This is a genomic window from Vreelandella hamiltonii, from assembly GCF_014651775.1.
Classification (GTDB): domain Bacteria; phylum Pseudomonadota; class Gammaproteobacteria; order Pseudomonadales; family Halomonadaceae; genus Vreelandella; species Vreelandella hamiltonii.
Map to the genome: position 1 here is coordinate 115,687 of NZ_BMXN01000004.1, position 15,724 is coordinate 131,410.

Below are 15,724 nucleotides of genomic sequence, written 5' to 3' on the forward strand. Positions count from 1 at the left end.
GGTAACGGCTGTGCCACGTTCACTAAAGAAAGGTCCCTTCATTGACCTTCATCTTTTGAAGAAGGTAGAGGCTGCAGTGGAGAAGAACGACCGTAAACCGATCAAGACCTGGTCGCGTCGTTCGATGATCCTGCCAAACATGGTAGGCCTCACAATCGCTGTCCATAACGGTCGCCAACACGTCCCGGTGCACGTCTCCGAGGAAATGGTTGGTCACAAGCTGGGCGAATTCGCTGCCACTCGCACTTATCGCGGGCATGCGGCGGACAAGAAAGCCAAACGGTAAGCCAGAGAGGATTGAGAGATGGAAGTCACAGCTAAGCTGCGTGGCGCTCGTTTATCCGCCCAGAAGGCCCGTTTGGTGGCTGACCAGGTGCGCGGTAAACCGGTCGCCGAAGCACTCGACCTGCTGACCTTCTCACCGAAGAAGGCTGCCAAGCTAGTCAAGAAAGTGCTGCAGTCCGCCATTGCAAACGCGGAAGAAAATAACGGCATGGATATCGACGAGCTGCGTGTCTCGACCATCTGCGTCGATGAGGGCATGACGCTCAAGCGTATCAAGCCGCGTGCCAAAGGCCGCGCGGATCGTATCTTGAAGCGCACCTGCCACATCACCGTCAAGGTAGCCGAGAAGTAGGAGTCGACCAGATGGGTCAGAAAGTCAATCCAACAGGCATTCGACTGGGCATCGTCAAAGACCATGCTTCTGTCTGGTATGCCGAGCGCGGCGCCTATGCCGATAAGCTCAACAACGATCTCGAAGTGCGCAGCTTCCTGGACGAGCGTCTGAAAAGCGCCTCCGTAAGCCGCATTCACATCGAGCGTCCGGCGAACAATGCCCGCATCACCATTCACACTGCCCGTCCGGGTATCGTGATTGGCAAGAAAGGTGAAGATGTCGACCGTCTGCGTCGTGATCTCACCGAGATGATGGGCGTTCCGGTGCATGTGAACATCGAAGAAGTTCGCAAGCCCGAGCTGGATGCCAAGCTGGTTGCTGCCAACGTGGCAGGTCAGCTTGAGCGTCGCGTCATGTTCCGTCGTGCCATGAAGCGCGCGGTGCAGAACGCAATGCGTCTTGGCGCTGGCGGCATCAAGATTCAGCTGTCAGGTCGTCTGGGTGGCGCCGAAATCGCACGTACCGAATGGTACCGCGAAGGTCGCGTTCCGCTGCACACTCTGCGTGCGGACATCGACTACGCCACTTACGAAGCTCACACCACCTACGGCGTCATCGGCGTCAAAGTGTGGATCTTCAAGGGTGAAATCCTCGGCGGTATCGAGGAAGTACGTGCCAAGGCCAAGCAACAGCAACAGCCTGCCGGCAACGCGCCCAAGAAGAAAGGTTCCAGGTAAGGGGAGAGCGAGTCGATGTTACAGCCCAAGCGTATGAAATTCCGCAAGATGATGAAAGGCCGCAACCGTGGCCTGGCGCATCGCGGAAGCAAGATCAGCTTCGGGGAGTACGGCCTCAAGGCAACCGGTCGTGGCCGCATCACTGCGCGTCAGATCGAAGCTGGCCGTCGTGCGATCACACGTCACGTCAAGCGTGGCGGTAAAATCTGGATCCGCGTTTTCCCTGACAAGCCGATTTCCAAGAAGCCGCTCGAAGTTCGTATGGGTAAGGGTAAAGGTTCAGTTGAGTACTGGGTAGCCCAGATCCAGCCGGGTCGGGTCCTGTATGAAATTGAAGGTGTATCCGAAGAGCTGGCCCGTGAAGCATTTGAACTGGCCGCCCAGAAGATGCCCCTGTCCACCACCTTTGCGAAACGGACGGTGATGTGATGAAAGCCCAGGAAATTCGTGAAAAGTCCGTAGGAGAGCTCCAAGAGCAGCTCCTCGAGCTCCTCCGCGAGCAGTTTAACCTGCGCATGCAGAAGGCCACTGGCCAACTGAGCCAGACTCATCTGCTCAAGCAGGTCCGTCGGGATATCGCCCGCGTTAAGACTGTGCTCAACGAGAAGGCAGGTGATTGAGATGGCCGAAGAGAAAAAAACACGTACGCTGACCGGCAAGGTGGTCAGCGACAAGATGGACAAGTCCATCGTCGTCATGATCGAGCGTCGTGAGCGTCACCCGATCTACGGAAAATACGTCAAGCGCTCCACCAAGCTGCACGCCCATGATGAGGCGAACCAGGCAAAGGCAGGCGATACGGTTTCCATTCAGGAGTGCCGTCCGCTTTCCAAGAAGAAAGCCTGGACGCTGGTCGAGGTGGTCGAGCAGGCCAAGGGTTAATCCCCTGCGTCTGTTCAACCAGTGCAGTCAGATTAGGTTTGGAGAAAACCGATGATTCAGACTCAGACAATGCTGGATGTCGCCGACAACAGCGGAGCGCGCCGGGTGCAATGCATCAAGGTGTTGGGCGGTTCACACCGTCGCTACGCCCGCGTTGGTGACGTCATTAAAGTAACGGTCAAAGAAGCTATTCCTCGTGGCAAGGTCAAAAAAGGCCAGGTCCTCAAGGCAGTAGTCGTTCGTACCCGTAGTGGCGTCCGTCGTAGTGACGGTTCGCTGATCCGTTTCGATGGAAATGCGGCAGTTTTGTTGAATAACACCAACGAACAGCCGATCGGCACGCGTATCTTCGGGCCGGTAACTCGTGAACTTCGTAATGAGAAGTTCATGAAGATCATTTCCCTAGCGCCTGAAGTGCTGTAAGGAGCGAGGCGGATATGCAAAAGATCAAACGTGACGATGAAGTCATCGTCATCGCCGGGAAGGATAAGGGCAAGCGTGGCACTGTGAAGCGGGTACTTGAAAACCGTTTCGTGGTGTCCGGTGTGAATATGATCAAGCGTCACACCAAGCCTAATCCCATGGCGGGAAATCAGGGCGGTATCGTCGAGCGTGAGGCTCCGATTCACGCGTCCAACGTAGCCATCTTCAATTCGGAGACCGGTAAGGCGGATCGCGTCGGCTTCCAGGTGAAGGAAGACGGTACCAAGGTACGTATCTACAAGTCGACGCAGACGCAGATCGACGCCTAACGCGAGTCGGGTAGCATAATGGCGAACTTGAAAGAACGTTATCAAAACGAGGTGGTAGCTCAACTCAAAGAGCAGTTCAGCTACGCCAACGTAATGCAGGTACCCCGGATCACGAAAGTGACTCTGAACATGGGTATCGGCGAAGCGGTCAGCGACAAAAAGCTGATCGACAATGCCATCGGCGACCTGGAGAAGCTTTCCGGTCAGAAGCCGCTGGTGACCAAGGCACGCAAGTCCATCGCGGGCTTCAAGGTGCGCGAAGGTTGGCCGATCGGTATCAAAGTGACACTGCGCTCCGAGCGTATGTGGGACTTCCTGGACCGTCTGGTGAACATTGCCATCCCACGCGTGCGTGACTTCCGTGGTCTCAACCCGAAGTCCTTCGACGGTCGCGGCAACTACTCCATGGGTGTGCGTGAGCAGATCATCTTCCCGGAGATCGAATATGATAAAGTCGATCGCGTACGGGGGCTGGACGTCACTATCACTACTACCGCCAACACCGACGAGGAAGGTCGTGCGCTGCTTGCAGCACTGAACTTCCCGTTCAAGAAATAAGGGTTGGATCATGGCTAAGAAAAGTATGATAGAGCGTGAGCTCAAGCGTACTCAGCTAGTCGAGAAGTTTGCGGCTAAGCGCGCAGAGCTCAAGAAAATCATCTCGGACGTGAACGCTTCTGAAGAAGATCGTTTCGAGGCGACGCTGAAGCTGCAGCAACTGCCGCGCGACTCCAGCCCGGTGCGTCAGCGTAACCGCTGCCGCGTGACTGGCCGTCCGCACGGCTTTTACAACAAGTTCGGCCTCGGCCGTAACAAGCTGCGTGAAGCCGCCATGCGTGGCGACGTCCCTGGCCTCAAAAAGTCCAGCTGGTAACGCCACGTAGAATCATCAGGAGCGCACATTAAATGAGCATGCAAGACACTCTGGCGGATATGTTTACCCGTATCCGCAATGCGCAGATGGCCACCAAGGAGACGGCTACCATGCCGTCCTCCAAACTGAAAGTCGAAGTGGCCCGAGTGCTAAAGGAAGAAGGCTACATTACCGACTTTACGGTGGCTGAAGGCGTCAAACCCGAGCTGACCGTTACTCTCAAGTACTTTGAGGGTAAGCCGGTTATCGAGCACATTCAGCGGGTTTCCAAGCCGTCTCTGCGTCAGTACAAGGGCAAGGACAACCTGCCCAAGGTAGCCGATGGCCTGGGTATCGCGATTGTCACCACCTCTAATGGTGTCATGACCGATCGTGCCGCGCGCCAGGCTGGCGTCGGTGGCGAAGTCATCTGCACCGTATTCTAGGAGGCTGGAATGTCCCGCATAGCGAAATATCCGGTTAAAGTGCCTGCTGGCGTTGATGTCAAAATCGATGCTGGCCAGCTGACCGCCAAAGGCGGCCAGGGCACGCTGTCTATGCCCATTCACCAGGACGTGGTGATTGGTCAAGAAGACGGCCAGCTGACCTTCGCCCCGAGTGAGTCTGCCAAGAGCTGGGCAATGGCCGGTACTACCCGCGCCCTGGTTCAGAACCTGGTTACGGGCGTATCCGAGGGTTTCACAAAAACTCTCGAAATTGTTGGCGTCGGTTATCGTGCCCAAGCTAAGGGCCAGACGCTCAATCTTTCACTGGGCTTCTCGCACCCGGTCGACTACGAACTGCCTAAAGGTGTTACAGCGGAAACGCCGAAGAACACCGTGATCGTGCTGAAAAGCGCGGACAAGCAGATGCTCGGTCAGTGCGCCGCGGAAATCCGCGCCTTCCGTCCGCCTGAGCCGTACAAAGGCAAGGGTGTACGTTACGCCGACGAGCAGGTGCGTCGCAAAGAAGCCAAGAAGAAGTAAGGCAGGGTTATGAACGCGAAGAAAGAATCTCGTCTCCGTCGTGCCCGCCGCGCTCGCGCCAAGATCCGCGAGCTGGGCGTGTATCGCCTGTGCGTCAACCGTACCCCGCGTCACATCTATGCGCAGATTATCTCGCCGGATGGTGGCAAGGTGCTGGCCAGCGCTTCTACGCTGGACAAAGCACTGCGCGAGGGTGCGACCGGTAACTCAGACGCGGCCTCCAAGGTCGGTGCTCTGATTGCCGAACGCGCTAAAGAAGCAGGCATCACCCAGGTGGCCTTCGACCGTGCTGGCTTTAAGTATCACGGTCGCGTCAAGGCTCTGGCCGACGCCGCACGTGAAGGCGGCCTGGAATTCTAAAGGGTTTTACGATGGCGAAGAACGAACAGCAAAACGGTGATCTGCAGGAGAAGTTAGTGCAGGTCAACCGCGTCGCCAAGGTGGTCAAGGGTGGTCGTATTTTCGGCTTCACCGCACTGACCGTCGTAGGTGATGGTAAAGGTCGTGTCGGTTTCGGTCGTGGCAAGGCGCGTGAAGTGCCGGTCGCAATCCAGAAAGCGATGGACCAGGCTCGTCGCAACATGGTCAAGGTCAACCTTGCAGGTCACACACTGCAGTACCCGGTAAAAGCCCGTCACGGTGCTTCCAAGGTGTACATGCAGCCGGCCTCCGAAGGTACTGGTATCATCGCTGGTGGCGCCATGCGTTCCGTACTGGAACTGGCAGGCGTTCACGATGTACTGGCCAAGTGCTACGGTTCCACCAACCCGGTTAACGTGGTGCGGGCGACTGTCAAAGGTCTCTCTGCCATGCAAGCACCGGAAGACATCGCCGCCAAGCGCGGTCTGTCTGTCGAAGCGATCACGGGGTAAGGCACCATGGCAGCAACGATCAAGGTTACCCAGATCCGCAGCACCATCGGCGTTTTGCCCAAGCACAAGGCTACTATGAAAGGCCTGGGCCTGCGTCGCATCGGTCATACGGTTGAGCTGGAAGACACCCCTGCCGTACGCGGCATGATCCACAAGGTTAACTACCTTGTGCGCGTTGAGGGAGAGTAATCCATGAAACTCAATACCCTGAGCCCGGCACCGGGCTCCAAACACGCTGAAAAGCGCGTTGGTCGTGGTATCGGTTCCGGTCTGGGCAAGACCGGTGGCCGTGGCCACAAAGGTCAGAAATCACGCAGTGGCGGTAGCGTCAAGCCTGGTTTCGAAGGCGGTCAGATGCCGCTGCAGCGTCGTTTGCCGAAGTTTGGCTTCACGTCTGCCAAGTCGCTGGTATCTGAAGAAGTACGCCTGGCGGAACTTGCCAAGGTTGCCGGTGACGAAGTCACCATGGAAACCCTGAAGCAAGCCAACGTGCTGAAGGATGCGACGCTGCATGCGAAGATCATCCTTTCTGGCGAACTGAACAAAGCGGTTACCGTTCGTGGAATCAAGGTCACCAAAGGTGCCCGTGAAGCGATCGTAGCCGCTGGCGGCAAGGTAGAGGACTAAATGGCCAAGTCAGGAAACATGCCGGCGATGGGCAGCGGTCTGAGCGAACTGTGGGCGCGTTTGCGCTTCGTGCTCCTCGCCATCGTGGTGTACCGTATCGGTGCCCACATTCCCGTTCCCGGTATCAATCCTGACCAGCTTGCTGCCTTGTTCAGGGAGCAACAGGGCACCATCCTGGGCATGTTCAACATGTTCTCGGGTGGCGCCCTGGAGCGCATGAGCGTCCTCGCCCTGGGCATCATGCCCTATATTTCGGCGTCGATTATCATGCAGCTGATGACTGCAGTCTCCCCTCATCTTGAACAGCTCAAGAAAGAGGGCGAGGCTGGCCGCCGCAAGATTAGCCAGTACACCCGCTACGGCACGGTGCTACTGGCTTTTGTCCAGGCTACCGGCATGTCCGTGGGTCTGGCTAGCCAAGGCATCGCTTACAGCGCTGACTTCAGCTTCTATTTCACCGCCATCATCACGTTTGTGTCGGGTGCGGTGTTTATGATGTGGCTAGGTGAGCAGATCACCGAGAAGGGCATCGGCAACGGTATTTCGCTGCTGATCTTCGCGGGGATCGTCGCTGGGCTGCCCAGTGCCGTGGGGCAAGCCTTCGAGCTTGCTCGTAACGAAGGGGCCTGGAATGTTCTTCCGCTGTTAGCGCTGTCCGTGCTAGGTATTGCCACCGTGGCATTCGTGGTGTTCATCGAGCGTGGCCAACGCCGCCTCAAGGTGAACTACCCACGTCGCCAAGTGGGCAACAAGATGTATGCAGGTCAAAGCAGCTACTTGCCGTTGAAGGTGAACATGGCGGGTGTCATTCCCGCGATCTTTGCCTCCAGTATCCTACTCTTCCCGGCCTCTATCGGTCAGTGGGTAGGCGCTGGCGAAGGCATGGAGTGGTTGCAGCGTGCCTCGCAGGCGTTAGGCCCTGGCCAACCGCTTTACATCTTGCTTTTCGCTGCGGCAGTGGTATTCTTCTGCTTCTTTTACACAGCGCTGGTCTTCAACCCCAAGGATGTGGCTGACAATCTCAAAAAGTCAGGCGCTTTCCTGCCGGGCATTCGCCCCGGCGAGCAGACCGCTCGCTATATCGACAAAGTGATGACTCGTCTCACTCTGTTCGGTGCCTTGTATATCACTGCGGTTTCCCTGATGCCCCAGTTCCTGATCGTAGCATGGAACGTTCCGTTCTTCTTTGGCGGTACGTCGCTGCTGATCGTGGTAGTGGTCATCATGGACTTCATGGCCCAGGTGCAGTCGCATCTCATGTCGCATCAATATGACTCAGTGATGAAGAAGTCCAACCTGAAAGGCTACGGTAGCGGCGGCATCATGCGCTGAGGCGCCCCTAACGAATTGGCGCGCCGCGAGCCGTTTTTGGAGAAAGAACGATGAAAGTTCGAGCTTCCGTAAAGAAGATGTGCCGTAACTGCAAGATCATTCGTCGCAATGGCGCTGTACGCGTCATCTGTGTCGAGCCGCGGCACAAACAGCGTCAGGGCTAAACCTGGGCTGTTTTAAGCGGGTGCAGGCATACCCCTTGCCTTCGGGCTCCTAAAGGGGTATGCTGTTGCGCCTTTTGTAGATGAATAAACGAGCAAGCCGCTCAAATTTCGGAGTAAGCTGATGGCCCGTATTGCAGGCGTCAATATCCCGGACAACAAGCATGCGGCGATCTCGCTGACCTATATCTTCGGGATTGGCCGTACTCGCGCTCAACACATCTGTGTTGCTGCCGGTATTGCGCCGACTACCAAGATCGTAGACCTGTCTGGCGACGAGCTGGACACCCTGCGTTCTGAAGTTGGTAAGTACACCGTAGAAGGCGACCTTCGTCGTGATGTCACGCTTAACATCAAGCGTCTCATGGACTTAGGCTGCTACCGTGGTCTGCGTCATCGTCGTAGTCTTCCGCTGCGTGGTCAGCGGACCAAGACTAACGCGCGTACCCGTAAGGGCCCGCGTAAGCCGATCCGCAAATAACACGCAGGCTCTTTAATCGAGAGCTGACGTTAAGACAGGAATAGACATCAACATGGCTAACCCGCGTAGTAACCGTAAAAAGGTTAAAAAGCAGGTAGTGGACGCCGTCGCGCACATCCATGCCTCTTTTAACAACACGATCGTGACGATCACAGACCGCCAGGGCAATGCTCTTTCTTGGGCAACAGCCGGTGGTTCGGGTTTTCGTGGTTCTCGCAAGAGCACCCCGTTCGCTGCGCAAGTTGCAAGCGAACGTGCAGCAACTGCTGCAGCCGAGTATGGTGTGAAAAACGTAGACGTGCTGGTCAAGGGCCCCGGTCCCGGCCGTGAATCCGCCGTGCGCGCACTGAACGCCGCCGGCTTCCGCGTGCAAAGCATCGTAGACGCGACGCCCATCCCCCATAATGGCTGCCGTCCGCCGAAGAAACGCCGCGTTTAAGGAGACAGATTCATGGCTCGTTATATTGGACCGAAGTGCAAACTGTCTCGTCGTGAAGGCACCGATCTCTTCCTGAAGAGTGGCGTGACTCCCTTCGAGAAAAAGTGTAAATCCGAGCAGATCCCGGGTGTACACGGCCAGCGTCGTCAGCGTCTTTCCGACTACGGCTTGCAGCTTCGCGAGAAGCAGAAAGTACGCCGTATGTATGGCGTACTCGAAAAGCAGTTCCGCAACTACTACAAAGAAGCCGCTCGCCTGAAAGGTGCGACCGGTGAAGTACTGTTGCAACTGCTTGAATCCCGACTGGATAACGTCGTCTACCGCATGGGCTTCGGCTCGACTCGCTCTGAAGCGCGTCAGCTGGTCAGCCACAAGGCGATTTCCGTCAACGGCCGCACCGTTAACGTTGCTTCCTACCAAGTGAAGCCGGGTGACGTGGTAGCTGTTCGTGAAAAGGCGAAGAACCAGGCTCGTATCCAAAGCGCGTTGAGCATTGCTGCCAACCGTGGCGATATCACCTGGATCGAAATCGACGCCAAGAAGATGGAAGGCACTTTCAAGGCTCTGCCTGAACGCGGTGACCTGACTGCCGACATCAACGAAAACCTGATCGTCGAGCTGTACTCCAAGTAAGCAGTCTGTTTGTTGCTTCTGCTTCTTGAGGCCTGGGCGGGATAGCAAAGCTAACCGCCCAGATGCTCTTGAGTATTGTGCTTTAGAGTACTCAGTATCCGTTTGGCAGCCTGAAAGGTGTTCATATGCAGCGTTCAGTGACAGAGTTTCTTCGCCCCCGCGACATCAAGGTCGAAGAGATCAGCGCACATCATGCCAAAATCGTTCTCGAACCGTTCGAGCGCGGCTTTGGTCACACCCTGGGGAATGCACTTCGTCGCATTCTGCTTTCATCCATGCCCGGCGCTGCCGTGGTAGAGGCTGAAATCGCCGGTGTAGAGCACGAATACAGTGCGCTCGAAGGGGTGCAGGAAGATGTCATCGAAATCCTCCTGAACTTGAAAGATGTTGCGATCAAGATGCACAGCCGCGATGAGGCGGTGCTCTCGCTGAACAAGCAGGGCCCAGCCGTCGTCACCGCTGGCGACATTGCGCTTGATCATAGCGTCGAAATCGTCAACCCGGACCACGTCATTGCACACGTCAATGAAGGTGCCGAGCTGAAAATTCAGCTTAAGGTAGCGCTGGGTCGTGGTTACGAACCGGCTGACGCTCGTGGCTCTGATGAAGAGACCCGTGCTATTGGCCGCCTGCAGCTGGATGCCACCTTCAGCCCTGTTCGCCGTGTTTCCTACTCGGTCGAAGCCGCTCGTGTCGAGCAGCGTACCGACCTCGATAAGCTGATTATCGACCTGGAAACCGACGGTACACTGGATCCGGAAGAGGCTATCCGTCGCAGTGCGACCATTCTGCAAGAGCAGCTGGCCGCCTTCGTCGACCTGGAAGCTGACAAAGAGCAGGAAGTCGAAGAGGAAGAGGATCACGTTGATCCGATCCTATTGCGCCCCGTAGACGATCTCGAGTTGACCGTTCGCAGCGCCAACTGCCTGAAAGCCGAGAATATCTACTACATCGGTGATCTGATCCAGCGCACGGAAGTGGAGCTGTTGAAGACCCCGAACCTCGGTAAGAAGTCCTTGAATGAAATCAAGGATGTATTGGCAGCGCGCGGCTTGTCCCTCGGTATGCGGCTGGAAAATTGGCCACCCGCTAGCCTGAAGGACGACAAGGCCTCCGCGTAAGCGTCGACTTGAGTCCCAGTTTGGTAAGGAATCACAACCATGCGTCATCGTAAGAGTGGTCGTCATCTGAATCGTACCAGCTCGCACCGTCAGGCCATGTTCAAGAACATGTCTGTCTCGCTGGTCGAACATGAAGTCATCAAGACAACCCTGCCCAAGGCCAAGGAACTGCGTCGCGTTATCGAGCCGCTGATCACCCTGGCAAAGCAGGATAGCGTTGCAAACCGCCGTCTGGCGTTTGCTCGTACGCGCTCCAAAGAAGCCGTCGGCAAACTGTTCAACGAGCTGGGTCCGCGTTACGCCGAGCGTCCGGGTGGTTACATCCGTATTCTCAAGTGCGGTTTCCGCACCGGCGACAACGCCCCCATGGCCTACGTTGAACTGGTAGACCGCCCGGTAGCCCAGGAAGAAGCCGCTGCAGAGTAAGCGTAGCGCCCCTTCCAAGGCACAATGAAAACCGCCCCTCACCGGGCGGTTTTTTTATGCCTATCGTTTCATGTCCATGGAAAAGAGACGGATTGCCTGGCGGGCCTGGATTAATCTATATATAAGCCATCGGGCACATCCATTTGTCGGCAGGCCATGCTAGTCTTGTTCGGCTGGGCATGGCCATGTCAGGCGGTGCCAGGCCATCAGTGAGTGTGTGCCAAGTTATCAGGCGCGAGTGACGTTTAGCGGTGATGTACATTCATCAAGGGGCAGGTATGGCAGCAGAGGCAAGGTATTCACGGACAGCGGCAACGGTATGGCTGTTGATGCTCGGTCTACTGGTGATCGGCAGTATCACCAAAGCTCAGGCCAACCCCCGCTATGCGGGCATCGTCGTCGATCTGGAACATGGTGAAGTCCTCTATTCTGAGAACGCCGACGAAGCGCGCTACCCCGCCTCACTGACCAAGATGATGACCATGTACCTCACCTTCGAAGCGCTGGAGAGAGGGGACTTGCGGCTCGATCAGGCGCTGCCGGTGTCGGCTCAGGCGGCGGCCATGCCCGCCAGCAAGCTCTGGTTGTCAGCGGGCAGCACCATCAGCGTGGACACCGCCATGCGTGCCCTGGCGGTGCGCTCTGCCAACGACGTGGCCGTGGTGGTGGCCGAGGCCTTGGGCGGCAGTGAGCAGCGCTTTGCCCATATCATGACGGAGAAGGCCCGAGAGCTGGGCATGAGCAGGACGACTTTCCGCAATGCCTCGGGGTTGCCGGATGACCAGCAGGTCACGACGGCGCGGGATATGCTGACCCTTTCGGTGCGTGTGATCCAGGACTTTCCTCAGTACTACCACTACTTTGGGCTGCAGGAGTTCACCCATCGTGGCACTCGCCACACTAGCCACAACCGCCTGGTGCGTGACTATCCCGGCGCCGACGGCCTGAAGACCGGCTTCATCCGTGCCTCCGGGTTCAATGTCGCGACCACTGCCGTACATAACGGTCGGCGTATGGTGGCGGTGGTGATGGGTGGTTTCACCGCCGCCTCCAGGGATACGCACATGGCCAGCCTGCTGGATCGCAGTTTCGAGCGCGCAGCGCTACGTGACCACCAGACCTGGATTGCCAACACCAGCTTCTCTCAGGAGTACATGGGCTTCGGGGGCTCACAGCAGCCGATCTCGCCTCCGCCCCCTCCCGAGCCCCCGTCCCGCCCGATGATGGCGCATATCGACACCAGCGCCCCGGTCACGGCGGCGGCCGTGGAAGCCCAGTGGTCACAAACCATGGCGCCTACGCCTTCCCCGCAGGGTGACCCGCTGCTGGCCTTGATCGAGCAGGAGCGTGGCTTTGCCTCGGCGGGAGCGGCACCGGCCTCCGGAGGCGGTAACTGGGGCATCCAGGTGGGCGCATTCAGCCAGGCGTACCAGGCGGAACAGTTGGCCCAGCAGGCTGCCCAGCGCTTACCCAGCGATGTAGGAGGGCAAGTCGCCATCGATACCCTGGAGGGGCGTTCGACGGTGTTCCGAGCACGTGTCGTGGCCCTGGATGAAGCACGTGCCCGTCAGGCCTGTCAGTCATTGCAGGCCCAGGGCATGGACTGCATGGTGGTGAACGCCAGCCTTTGACGCCACCCGGCACGCCAACGCCCCGCCAGTGCAGCATTGGCGGGGCGTTTTGTTTTATGCGACCACAGGAGGAACGCCATGACATCTTCCCTGAAAGGCATTCTCTGCATGTGTGCAGGCGTACTGTTTCTGGCCTTGGGAGACGCGGTATCGAAATGGTTGGGTGAGGTGCACTCGCCGCTGCAAATCATTTTTTTTAGAGCGCTGGTGTCGCTACCGCTGATCGCCCTGCTGGCTCATTTTGGTGGTGGGCTGCGCAAGCTGCGTACGCGCCGCCCGGGCGTGCACCTGCTGCGCGGGCTCATTTATACCGCCACCATGGTGTGCTTCGTCTGGGGGTTGACCCTGCTGCCGCTGGCGGAAGCCACGGCGATTGCCTTTGTGGCCCCGCTGTTCGTGACGCTGCTGTCGGTGCCGTTACTGGGTGAGCGTATCGACCCGCCAGTGCTGGCCGCTTCGCTGCTTGGCTTTGTCGGGGTGCTGATCGTGGTGCGGCCAGGTGGTGATGCCTTTCAACTGGGGGCCATGGTGGTGCTGGGAGCGGCGGTGTTCTACGCGCTGATGATGGTCACCGCACGGCGCTATGGCGCCAACGAGCACCTGTGGGCCATGGTGTTCTACATGACGGCCGTGCCGCTGGTACTGACGGGCCTCAGCCTGCCCTGGGTATGGCAAACGCCCCATCCCTGGCACTGGCTGGGCTTTGCCGCCTCCGGGGTGCTGGGGGTGGGGGCCACGGCGTTCATCACCTTGGCCTTTCGCCATGCGCCCGCCGCCATTGCGGCGCCCTTCGATTACACCGCCATGCTGTGGGCCGTGCTGCTGGGGTGGTGGTTCTGGGGAGAACTGCCGGACGTCTGGGTCTGGGTAGGCAGCGCGCTGATCATGTGCAGCGGTCTGGCCATTGCCTATCACGACCGTCGCACCACCCTGAAACGTCGCCCCACGGCCTGACATGCACCGGGAATTGACCCAGGTCAGCAAACCGGCCGACGGGCCGCAACCGGAAAGGTGCGCTGGCTATAATGCCGCCCGTTCAAACAACGGTGACGGTTATGCAAGCTCCCGAACTTCTCTCGCCTGCGGGCACGTTTCACAACATGCGTTACGCGTTTGCCTACGGTGCCGATGCGGTCTACGCCGGGCAGCCGCGCTACTCGCTACGGGTGCGCAATAACGACTTCAAGGTGGCGACGCTGCACCGGGGCATCGAGTATGCCCATGCCAGAGGCAAGCAGTTCTACGTGGCCTCCAACATCGCTGCGCACAACAGCAAGCTCACGACCTATCTGCGGGATATGGAGCCGGTGATCGAGGCTGGGCCGGACGCTCTGATCATGTCCGACCCCGGGCTGATCATGATGATCCGTGAGCGCTGGCCGGAACAAGTCATCCACCTGTCGGTGCAGGCCAACGTGGTGAACTGGGCCGCGGTCAAGTTCTGGCAGCGGCAGGGGATTCAGCGCATCATTCTTTCTCGGGAGCTGTCGCTGGAAGAGGTGGCCGAGATCCGCACCGAATGCCCGGATATCGAGATCGAGACGTTCGTTCACGGTGCGCTGTGCATCGCATATTCAGGGCGCTGCCTGCTCTCGGGGTACGTCAATCGCCGTGACCCGAACCAGGGCACCTGCACCAACGCCTGCCGCTGGCAATACAAGATGCTGGATGCCACTCAGGATGCCACCGGCGACCTGATACCCGTGGCGGCGGACACCGAGCGGGCCGCGTTGATCGAAGATGTCTCCCGGCCGGGCAAGCGGATGCCCATCTACGAAGACGAGCACGGCACTTACCTGTTCAACTCCAAGGACCTGCGCGCCGTGCAGCACGTGGCACGCTTGGCGCGCCTGGGTGTGGCGTCACTGAAAATCGAAGGACGCACCAAGTCCCACTACTACGTGGCGCGTACTGCGCAGGTGTATCGTCAGGCCATTGACGATGCCGTGGCAGGCCGCCCCTTCGACATGGGCTTGATGGATCAGTTGGAAAACCTGGCCAACCGAGGCTATACCGAGGGCTTTTATCGCCGCCATGTGCACGATGAGTTTCAGAACTACGAGCGCGGCCACTCCGTTGGCGTGCACCAGCAGTTCGTGGGCGACATCATCGGCGTCGATGCCACGGGCAGCCTGCTGGACGTCGAGGTCAAGAACCGCTTCGAGGTGGGCGATGCCATGGAGCTGATGCTGCCCGGCGGCAATCGTCGTTTCGTGCTGAAGCAGATGGAAAACGGGCGCGGTGAGTATCAGACTGCCGCACCCGGCTCAGGGCATCGTGTCCGCATAGCGCTACCTGGCGCGCCCATCGCCCCGGAGCAGTGGGAGTTTGCCCTGCTGATGCGGGATCTTCCTACCGCTCCCTCCCACACCCCCGCCCACACTCCCGCCCAGGCCAGCCATCTGGGCGTGGCCGTCAGTTGAACGCGTAGACATCCATCGCCAGCACGCCGTGCTCGACGCTATGGTGCAGCCGCTGGCCCTGACCCCCGGCTCCCATGGCGACCAGTAACGGTTGGAAGTGCTCCGGCGTGGGATGGTTGCGCTGGGCATGGGGAGCCGTTTGCCATGTCAGCAGCGCCTCCCGCGCGTCTTTTTCCAGTTGAGTGTGTGCCCAATCGGCAAAGGCATCCACCCAGCCTGGTGCCTGGCTGCCCTGGGGCAGTAGCGCATGCAGGTTATGGGTCAGGCTGCCGGAGCCCACGACCAGAATACCTTCGCTGCGCAGGTGGGCAAGCCGCTGGCCCAACTCCATCAGCGCCGCGTTGCTCCACCGGCTGGGAAGCGACAGCGACACGACCGGTAGCCTGGCCTCGGGGTACATCAGGGAAAGTGGCACCCAAGCGCCGTGGTCCATGCCGCGCTCCACGAGTCTGGCACCGAGCGTGTTGCCCAGCGTTGCGGCCAGGGCTGGGTCCCCCGGTGCCGGGTACTGCACGGCGAACAACGCCGCCGGAAAACCGCCAAAATCGTGGAGGGTCTCGGGGTGAGCGCTCTGACTGATGAGCAGCTCCGGCGTTTCCCAGTGGGCTGAGACCACGACGATGGCCTTGGGGCGAAGCGTCTGGCCCAGCTCACGCAGGAACTGGTGAGCGGGCGTGGGGGTCAGCGCCAGCATGGGCGAGCCGTGAGAGATAAACAGGCTAGGTAACATAAGGCACCTCGATGTGCAG

The 15,724-nt window shown here is 58.7% G+C and carries 27 protein-coding genes; 26 read left to right on the forward strand and 1 reads right to left on the reverse strand.

What is annotated here, in order from left to right; genetic code table 11:
- Positions 1 to 10 precede the first annotated feature (10 nt).
- From rpsS to trhP, 26 genes are all read left to right on the forward strand, one after another.
- On the forward strand, positions 11 to 286 hold the full coding sequence (rpsS, locus tag IE091_RS05070; RefSeq protein ID WP_009098993.1) for a 30S ribosomal protein S19: 276 nt from the start codon (positions 11 to 13) through the stop codon (positions 284 to 286).
- A gap of 18 nt (positions 287 to 304) precedes the next feature.
- Positions 305 to 637, forward strand: a complete 333-nt coding sequence (gene rplV / locus IE091_RS05075) for a 50S ribosomal protein L22 (protein ID WP_010626471.1) — start codon at positions 305 to 307, stop codon at positions 635 to 637.
- Between the two features lie 11 nt (positions 638 to 648).
- Positions 649 to 1,356 (forward strand): 30S ribosomal protein S3, encoded by a 708-nt coding sequence (rpsC, locus tag IE091_RS05080; protein ID WP_016915778.1) that lies wholly within the window; start codon positions 649 to 651, stop codon positions 1,354 to 1,356.
- A gap of 15 nt (positions 1,357 to 1,371) precedes the next feature.
- On the forward strand, positions 1,372 to 1,785 hold the full coding sequence (gene rplP, locus IE091_RS05085) for a 50S ribosomal protein L16 (RefSeq protein WP_007112000.1): 414 nt from the start codon (positions 1,372 to 1,374) through the stop codon (positions 1,783 to 1,785).
- Complete coding sequence (rpmC, locus tag IE091_RS05090; protein WP_016915779.1) at positions 1,785 to 1,976, forward strand: 50S ribosomal protein L29; 192 nt, start codon at positions 1,785 to 1,787, stop codon at positions 1,974 to 1,976. Before rplP ends, rpmC begins: the two co-directional genes overlap by 1 nt.
- 1 nt (position 1,977) lies before the next feature.
- Positions 1,978 to 2,238, forward strand: a complete 261-nt coding sequence (rpsQ, locus tag IE091_RS05095; protein WP_009723897.1) for a 30S ribosomal protein S17 — start codon at positions 1,978 to 1,980, stop codon at positions 2,236 to 2,238.
- A gap of 51 nt (positions 2,239 to 2,289) precedes the next feature.
- Complete coding sequence (rplN, locus tag IE091_RS05100; RefSeq protein ID WP_009723896.1) at positions 2,290 to 2,661, forward strand: 50S ribosomal protein L14; 372 nt, start codon at positions 2,290 to 2,292, stop codon at positions 2,659 to 2,661.
- 14 nt (positions 2,662 to 2,675) lie between these two features.
- Complete coding sequence (gene rplX / locus IE091_RS05105) at positions 2,676 to 2,990, forward strand: 50S ribosomal protein L24 (protein ID WP_009723895.1); 315 nt, start codon at positions 2,676 to 2,678, stop codon at positions 2,988 to 2,990.
- An 18-nt stretch (positions 2,991 to 3,008) separates the two neighbouring features.
- Positions 3,009 to 3,548: a 50S ribosomal protein L5 gene (gene rplE, locus IE091_RS05110; protein WP_016915781.1), complete on the forward strand. Its 540-nt coding sequence runs from the start codon at positions 3,009 to 3,011 to the stop codon at positions 3,546 to 3,548.
- A 10-nt stretch (positions 3,549 to 3,558) separates the two neighbouring features.
- Complete coding sequence (gene rpsN, locus IE091_RS05115) at positions 3,559 to 3,864, forward strand: 30S ribosomal protein S14 (RefSeq protein WP_026001935.1); 306 nt, start codon at positions 3,559 to 3,561, stop codon at positions 3,862 to 3,864.
- A gap of 32 nt (positions 3,865 to 3,896) precedes the next feature.
- Positions 3,897 to 4,289, forward strand: coding sequence for a 30S ribosomal protein S8 (gene rpsH / locus IE091_RS05120; protein WP_009723892.1), 393 nt, complete (start codon positions 3,897 to 3,899; stop codon positions 4,287 to 4,289).
- Positions 4,290 to 4,298: 9 nt separating this feature from the next.
- Positions 4,299 to 4,829 (forward strand): 50S ribosomal protein L6, encoded by a 531-nt coding sequence (rplF, locus tag IE091_RS05125; protein WP_016915784.1) that lies wholly within the window; start codon positions 4,299 to 4,301, stop codon positions 4,827 to 4,829.
- A 9-nt stretch (positions 4,830 to 4,838) separates the two neighbouring features.
- Positions 4,839 to 5,189, forward strand: coding sequence for a 50S ribosomal protein L18 (rplR, locus tag IE091_RS05130; RefSeq protein ID WP_008959159.1), 351 nt, complete (start codon positions 4,839 to 4,841; stop codon positions 5,187 to 5,189).
- A gap of 11 nt (positions 5,190 to 5,200) precedes the next feature.
- A complete protein-coding gene (gene rpsE / locus IE091_RS05135; RefSeq protein WP_016915785.1) occupies positions 5,201 to 5,701 on the forward strand; it encodes a 30S ribosomal protein S5 in 501 nt (166 codons plus the stop codon).
- A gap of 6 nt (positions 5,702 to 5,707) precedes the next feature.
- Positions 5,708 to 5,890: a 50S ribosomal protein L30 gene (gene rpmD, locus IE091_RS05140; RefSeq protein WP_009723888.1), complete on the forward strand. Its 183-nt coding sequence runs from the start codon at positions 5,708 to 5,710 to the stop codon at positions 5,888 to 5,890.
- A gap of 3 nt (positions 5,891 to 5,893) precedes the next feature.
- Positions 5,894 to 6,328: a 50S ribosomal protein L15 gene (gene rplO, locus IE091_RS05145; protein ID WP_016915786.1), complete on the forward strand. Its 435-nt coding sequence runs from the start codon at positions 5,894 to 5,896 to the stop codon at positions 6,326 to 6,328.
- Entirely contained in the window at positions 6,329 to 7,660 is a 1,332-nt protein-coding gene (gene secY, locus IE091_RS05150; protein WP_016915787.1) for a preprotein translocase subunit SecY, read from the forward strand.
- Between the two features lie 50 nt (positions 7,661 to 7,710).
- Positions 7,711 to 7,824: a 50S ribosomal protein L36 gene (gene rpmJ / locus IE091_RS05155; protein ID WP_081139244.1), complete on the forward strand. Its 114-nt coding sequence runs from the start codon at positions 7,711 to 7,713 to the stop codon at positions 7,822 to 7,824.
- Positions 7,825 to 7,945: 121 nt separating this feature from the next.
- Entirely contained in the window at positions 7,946 to 8,302 is a 357-nt protein-coding gene (rpsM, locus tag IE091_RS05160; protein ID WP_039180640.1) for a 30S ribosomal protein S13, read from the forward strand.
- Positions 8,303 to 8,354: 52 nt separating this feature from the next.
- Complete coding sequence (gene rpsK / locus IE091_RS05165; RefSeq protein WP_009099028.1) at positions 8,355 to 8,741, forward strand: 30S ribosomal protein S11; 387 nt, start codon at positions 8,355 to 8,357, stop codon at positions 8,739 to 8,741.
- A gap of 12 nt (positions 8,742 to 8,753) precedes the next feature.
- The gene (rpsD, locus tag IE091_RS05170; RefSeq protein ID WP_016915789.1) at positions 8,754 to 9,374 is read left to right on the forward strand and encodes a 30S ribosomal protein S4; all 621 of its coding nucleotides are present in this window, start codon (positions 8,754 to 8,756) and stop codon (positions 9,372 to 9,374) included.
- 125 nt (positions 9,375 to 9,499) lie between these two features.
- On the forward strand, positions 9,500 to 10,495 hold the full coding sequence (locus IE091_RS05175; RefSeq protein ID WP_016915790.1) for a DNA-directed RNA polymerase subunit alpha: 996 nt from the start codon (positions 9,500 to 9,502) through the stop codon (positions 10,493 to 10,495).
- A 39-nt stretch (positions 10,496 to 10,534) separates the two neighbouring features.
- Positions 10,535 to 10,921, forward strand: coding sequence for a 50S ribosomal protein L17 (gene rplQ, locus IE091_RS05180; protein WP_016915791.1), 387 nt, complete (start codon positions 10,535 to 10,537; stop codon positions 10,919 to 10,921).
- Positions 10,922 to 11,250: 329 nt separating this feature from the next.
- The gene (locus IE091_RS05185) at positions 11,251 to 12,552 is read left to right on the forward strand and encodes a D-alanyl-D-alanine carboxypeptidase family protein (RefSeq protein WP_144984196.1); all 1,302 of its coding nucleotides are present in this window, start codon (positions 11,251 to 11,253) and stop codon (positions 12,550 to 12,552) included.
- Between the two features lie 78 nt (positions 12,553 to 12,630).
- Positions 12,631 to 13,506: a DMT family transporter gene (locus IE091_RS05190; protein ID WP_039180630.1), complete on the forward strand. Its 876-nt coding sequence runs from the start codon at positions 12,631 to 12,633 to the stop codon at positions 13,504 to 13,506.
- A gap of 101 nt (positions 13,507 to 13,607) precedes the next feature.
- A complete protein-coding gene (trhP, locus tag IE091_RS05195) occupies positions 13,608 to 14,975 on the forward strand; it encodes a prephenate-dependent tRNA uridine(34) hydroxylase TrhP (protein ID WP_189462971.1) in 1,368 nt (455 codons plus the stop codon).
- Here the strand turns inward: trhP and IE091_RS05200 are convergent.
- Positions 14,968 to 15,705 (reverse strand): DODA-type extradiol aromatic ring-opening family dioxygenase, encoded by a 738-nt coding sequence (locus tag IE091_RS05200; protein ID WP_144984202.1) that lies wholly within the window; start codon positions 15,703 to 15,705, stop codon positions 14,968 to 14,970. The two genes, trhP and IE091_RS05200, sit on opposite strands and share 8 nt — an antisense overlap.
- Between the last annotated feature and the right edge of the window lie 19 nt (positions 15,706 to 15,724).

Bases quoted from the DNA above. Each gene is read 5' to 3' on its own strand.
- IE091_RS05185 (WP_144984196.1), top strand. From the start codon at position 11,251: ATGCTCGGTCTACTGGTGATCGGCAGTATCACCAAAGCTCAGGCCAAC.
- rplO (WP_016915786.1), top strand. From the start codon at position 5,894: ATGAAACTCAATACCCTGAGCCCGGCACCGGGCTCCAAACACGCTGAA.
- rpmC (WP_016915779.1), top strand. From the start codon at position 1,785: ATGAAAGCCCAGGAAATTCGTGAAAAGTCCGTAGGAGAGCTCCAAGAG.
- rpmD (WP_009723888.1), top strand. From the start codon at position 5,708: ATGGCAGCAACGATCAAGGTTACCCAGATCCGCAGCACCATCGGCGTT.
- rpsK (WP_009099028.1), top strand. From the start codon at position 8,355: ATGGCTAACCCGCGTAGTAACCGTAAAAAGGTTAAAAAGCAGGTAGTG.
- rplQ (WP_016915791.1), top strand. From the start codon at position 10,535: ATGCGTCATCGTAAGAGTGGTCGTCATCTGAATCGTACCAGCTCGCAC.
- rpsD (WP_016915789.1), top strand. From the start codon at position 8,754: ATGGCTCGTTATATTGGACCGAAGTGCAAACTGTCTCGTCGTGAAGGC.
- rplN (WP_009723896.1), top strand. From the start codon at position 2,290: ATGATTCAGACTCAGACAATGCTGGATGTCGCCGACAACAGCGGAGCG.
- rpsC (WP_016915778.1), top strand. From the start codon at position 649: ATGGGTCAGAAAGTCAATCCAACAGGCATTCGACTGGGCATCGTCAAA.
- rpsQ (WP_009723897.1), top strand. From the start codon at position 1,978: ATGGCCGAAGAGAAAAAAACACGTACGCTGACCGGCAAGGTGGTCAGC.
- rplP (WP_007112000.1), top strand. From the start codon at position 1,372: ATGTTACAGCCCAAGCGTATGAAATTCCGCAAGATGATGAAAGGCCGC.
- rplE (WP_016915781.1), top strand. From the start codon at position 3,009: ATGGCGAACTTGAAAGAACGTTATCAAAACGAGGTGGTAGCTCAACTC.
- secY (WP_016915787.1), top strand. From the start codon at position 6,329: ATGGCCAAGTCAGGAAACATGCCGGCGATGGGCAGCGGTCTGAGCGAA.
- rpsN (WP_026001935.1), top strand. From the start codon at position 3,559: ATGGCTAAGAAAAGTATGATAGAGCGTGAGCTCAAGCGTACTCAGCTA.
- IE091_RS05175 (WP_016915790.1), top strand. From the start codon at position 9,500: ATGCAGCGTTCAGTGACAGAGTTTCTTCGCCCCCGCGACATCAAGGTC.
- rplF (WP_016915784.1), top strand. From the start codon at position 4,299: ATGTCCCGCATAGCGAAATATCCGGTTAAAGTGCCTGCTGGCGTTGAT.
- rpsH (WP_009723892.1), top strand. From the start codon at position 3,897: ATGAGCATGCAAGACACTCTGGCGGATATGTTTACCCGTATCCGCAAT.
- rplX (WP_009723895.1), top strand. From the start codon at position 2,676: ATGCAAAAGATCAAACGTGACGATGAAGTCATCGTCATCGCCGGGAAG.
- rplV (WP_010626471.1), top strand. From the start codon at position 305: ATGGAAGTCACAGCTAAGCTGCGTGGCGCTCGTTTATCCGCCCAGAAG.
- trhP (WP_189462971.1), top strand. From the start codon at position 13,608: ATGCAAGCTCCCGAACTTCTCTCGCCTGCGGGCACGTTTCACAACATG.
- rpsM (WP_039180640.1), top strand. From the start codon at position 7,946: ATGGCCCGTATTGCAGGCGTCAATATCCCGGACAACAAGCATGCGGCG.
- rplR (WP_008959159.1), top strand. From the start codon at position 4,839: ATGAACGCGAAGAAAGAATCTCGTCTCCGTCGTGCCCGCCGCGCTCGC.
- IE091_RS05190 (WP_039180630.1), top strand. From the start codon at position 12,631: ATGACATCTTCCCTGAAAGGCATTCTCTGCATGTGTGCAGGCGTACTG.
- rpmJ (WP_081139244.1), top strand. From the start codon at position 7,711: ATGAAAGTTCGAGCTTCCGTAAAGAAGATGTGCCGTAACTGCAAGATC.
- rpsE (WP_016915785.1), top strand. From the start codon at position 5,201: ATGGCGAAGAACGAACAGCAAAACGGTGATCTGCAGGAGAAGTTAGTG.
- IE091_RS05200 (WP_144984202.1), bottom strand. From the start codon at position 15,705: ATGTTACCTAGCCTGTTTATCTCTCACGGCTCGCCCATGCTGGCGCTG.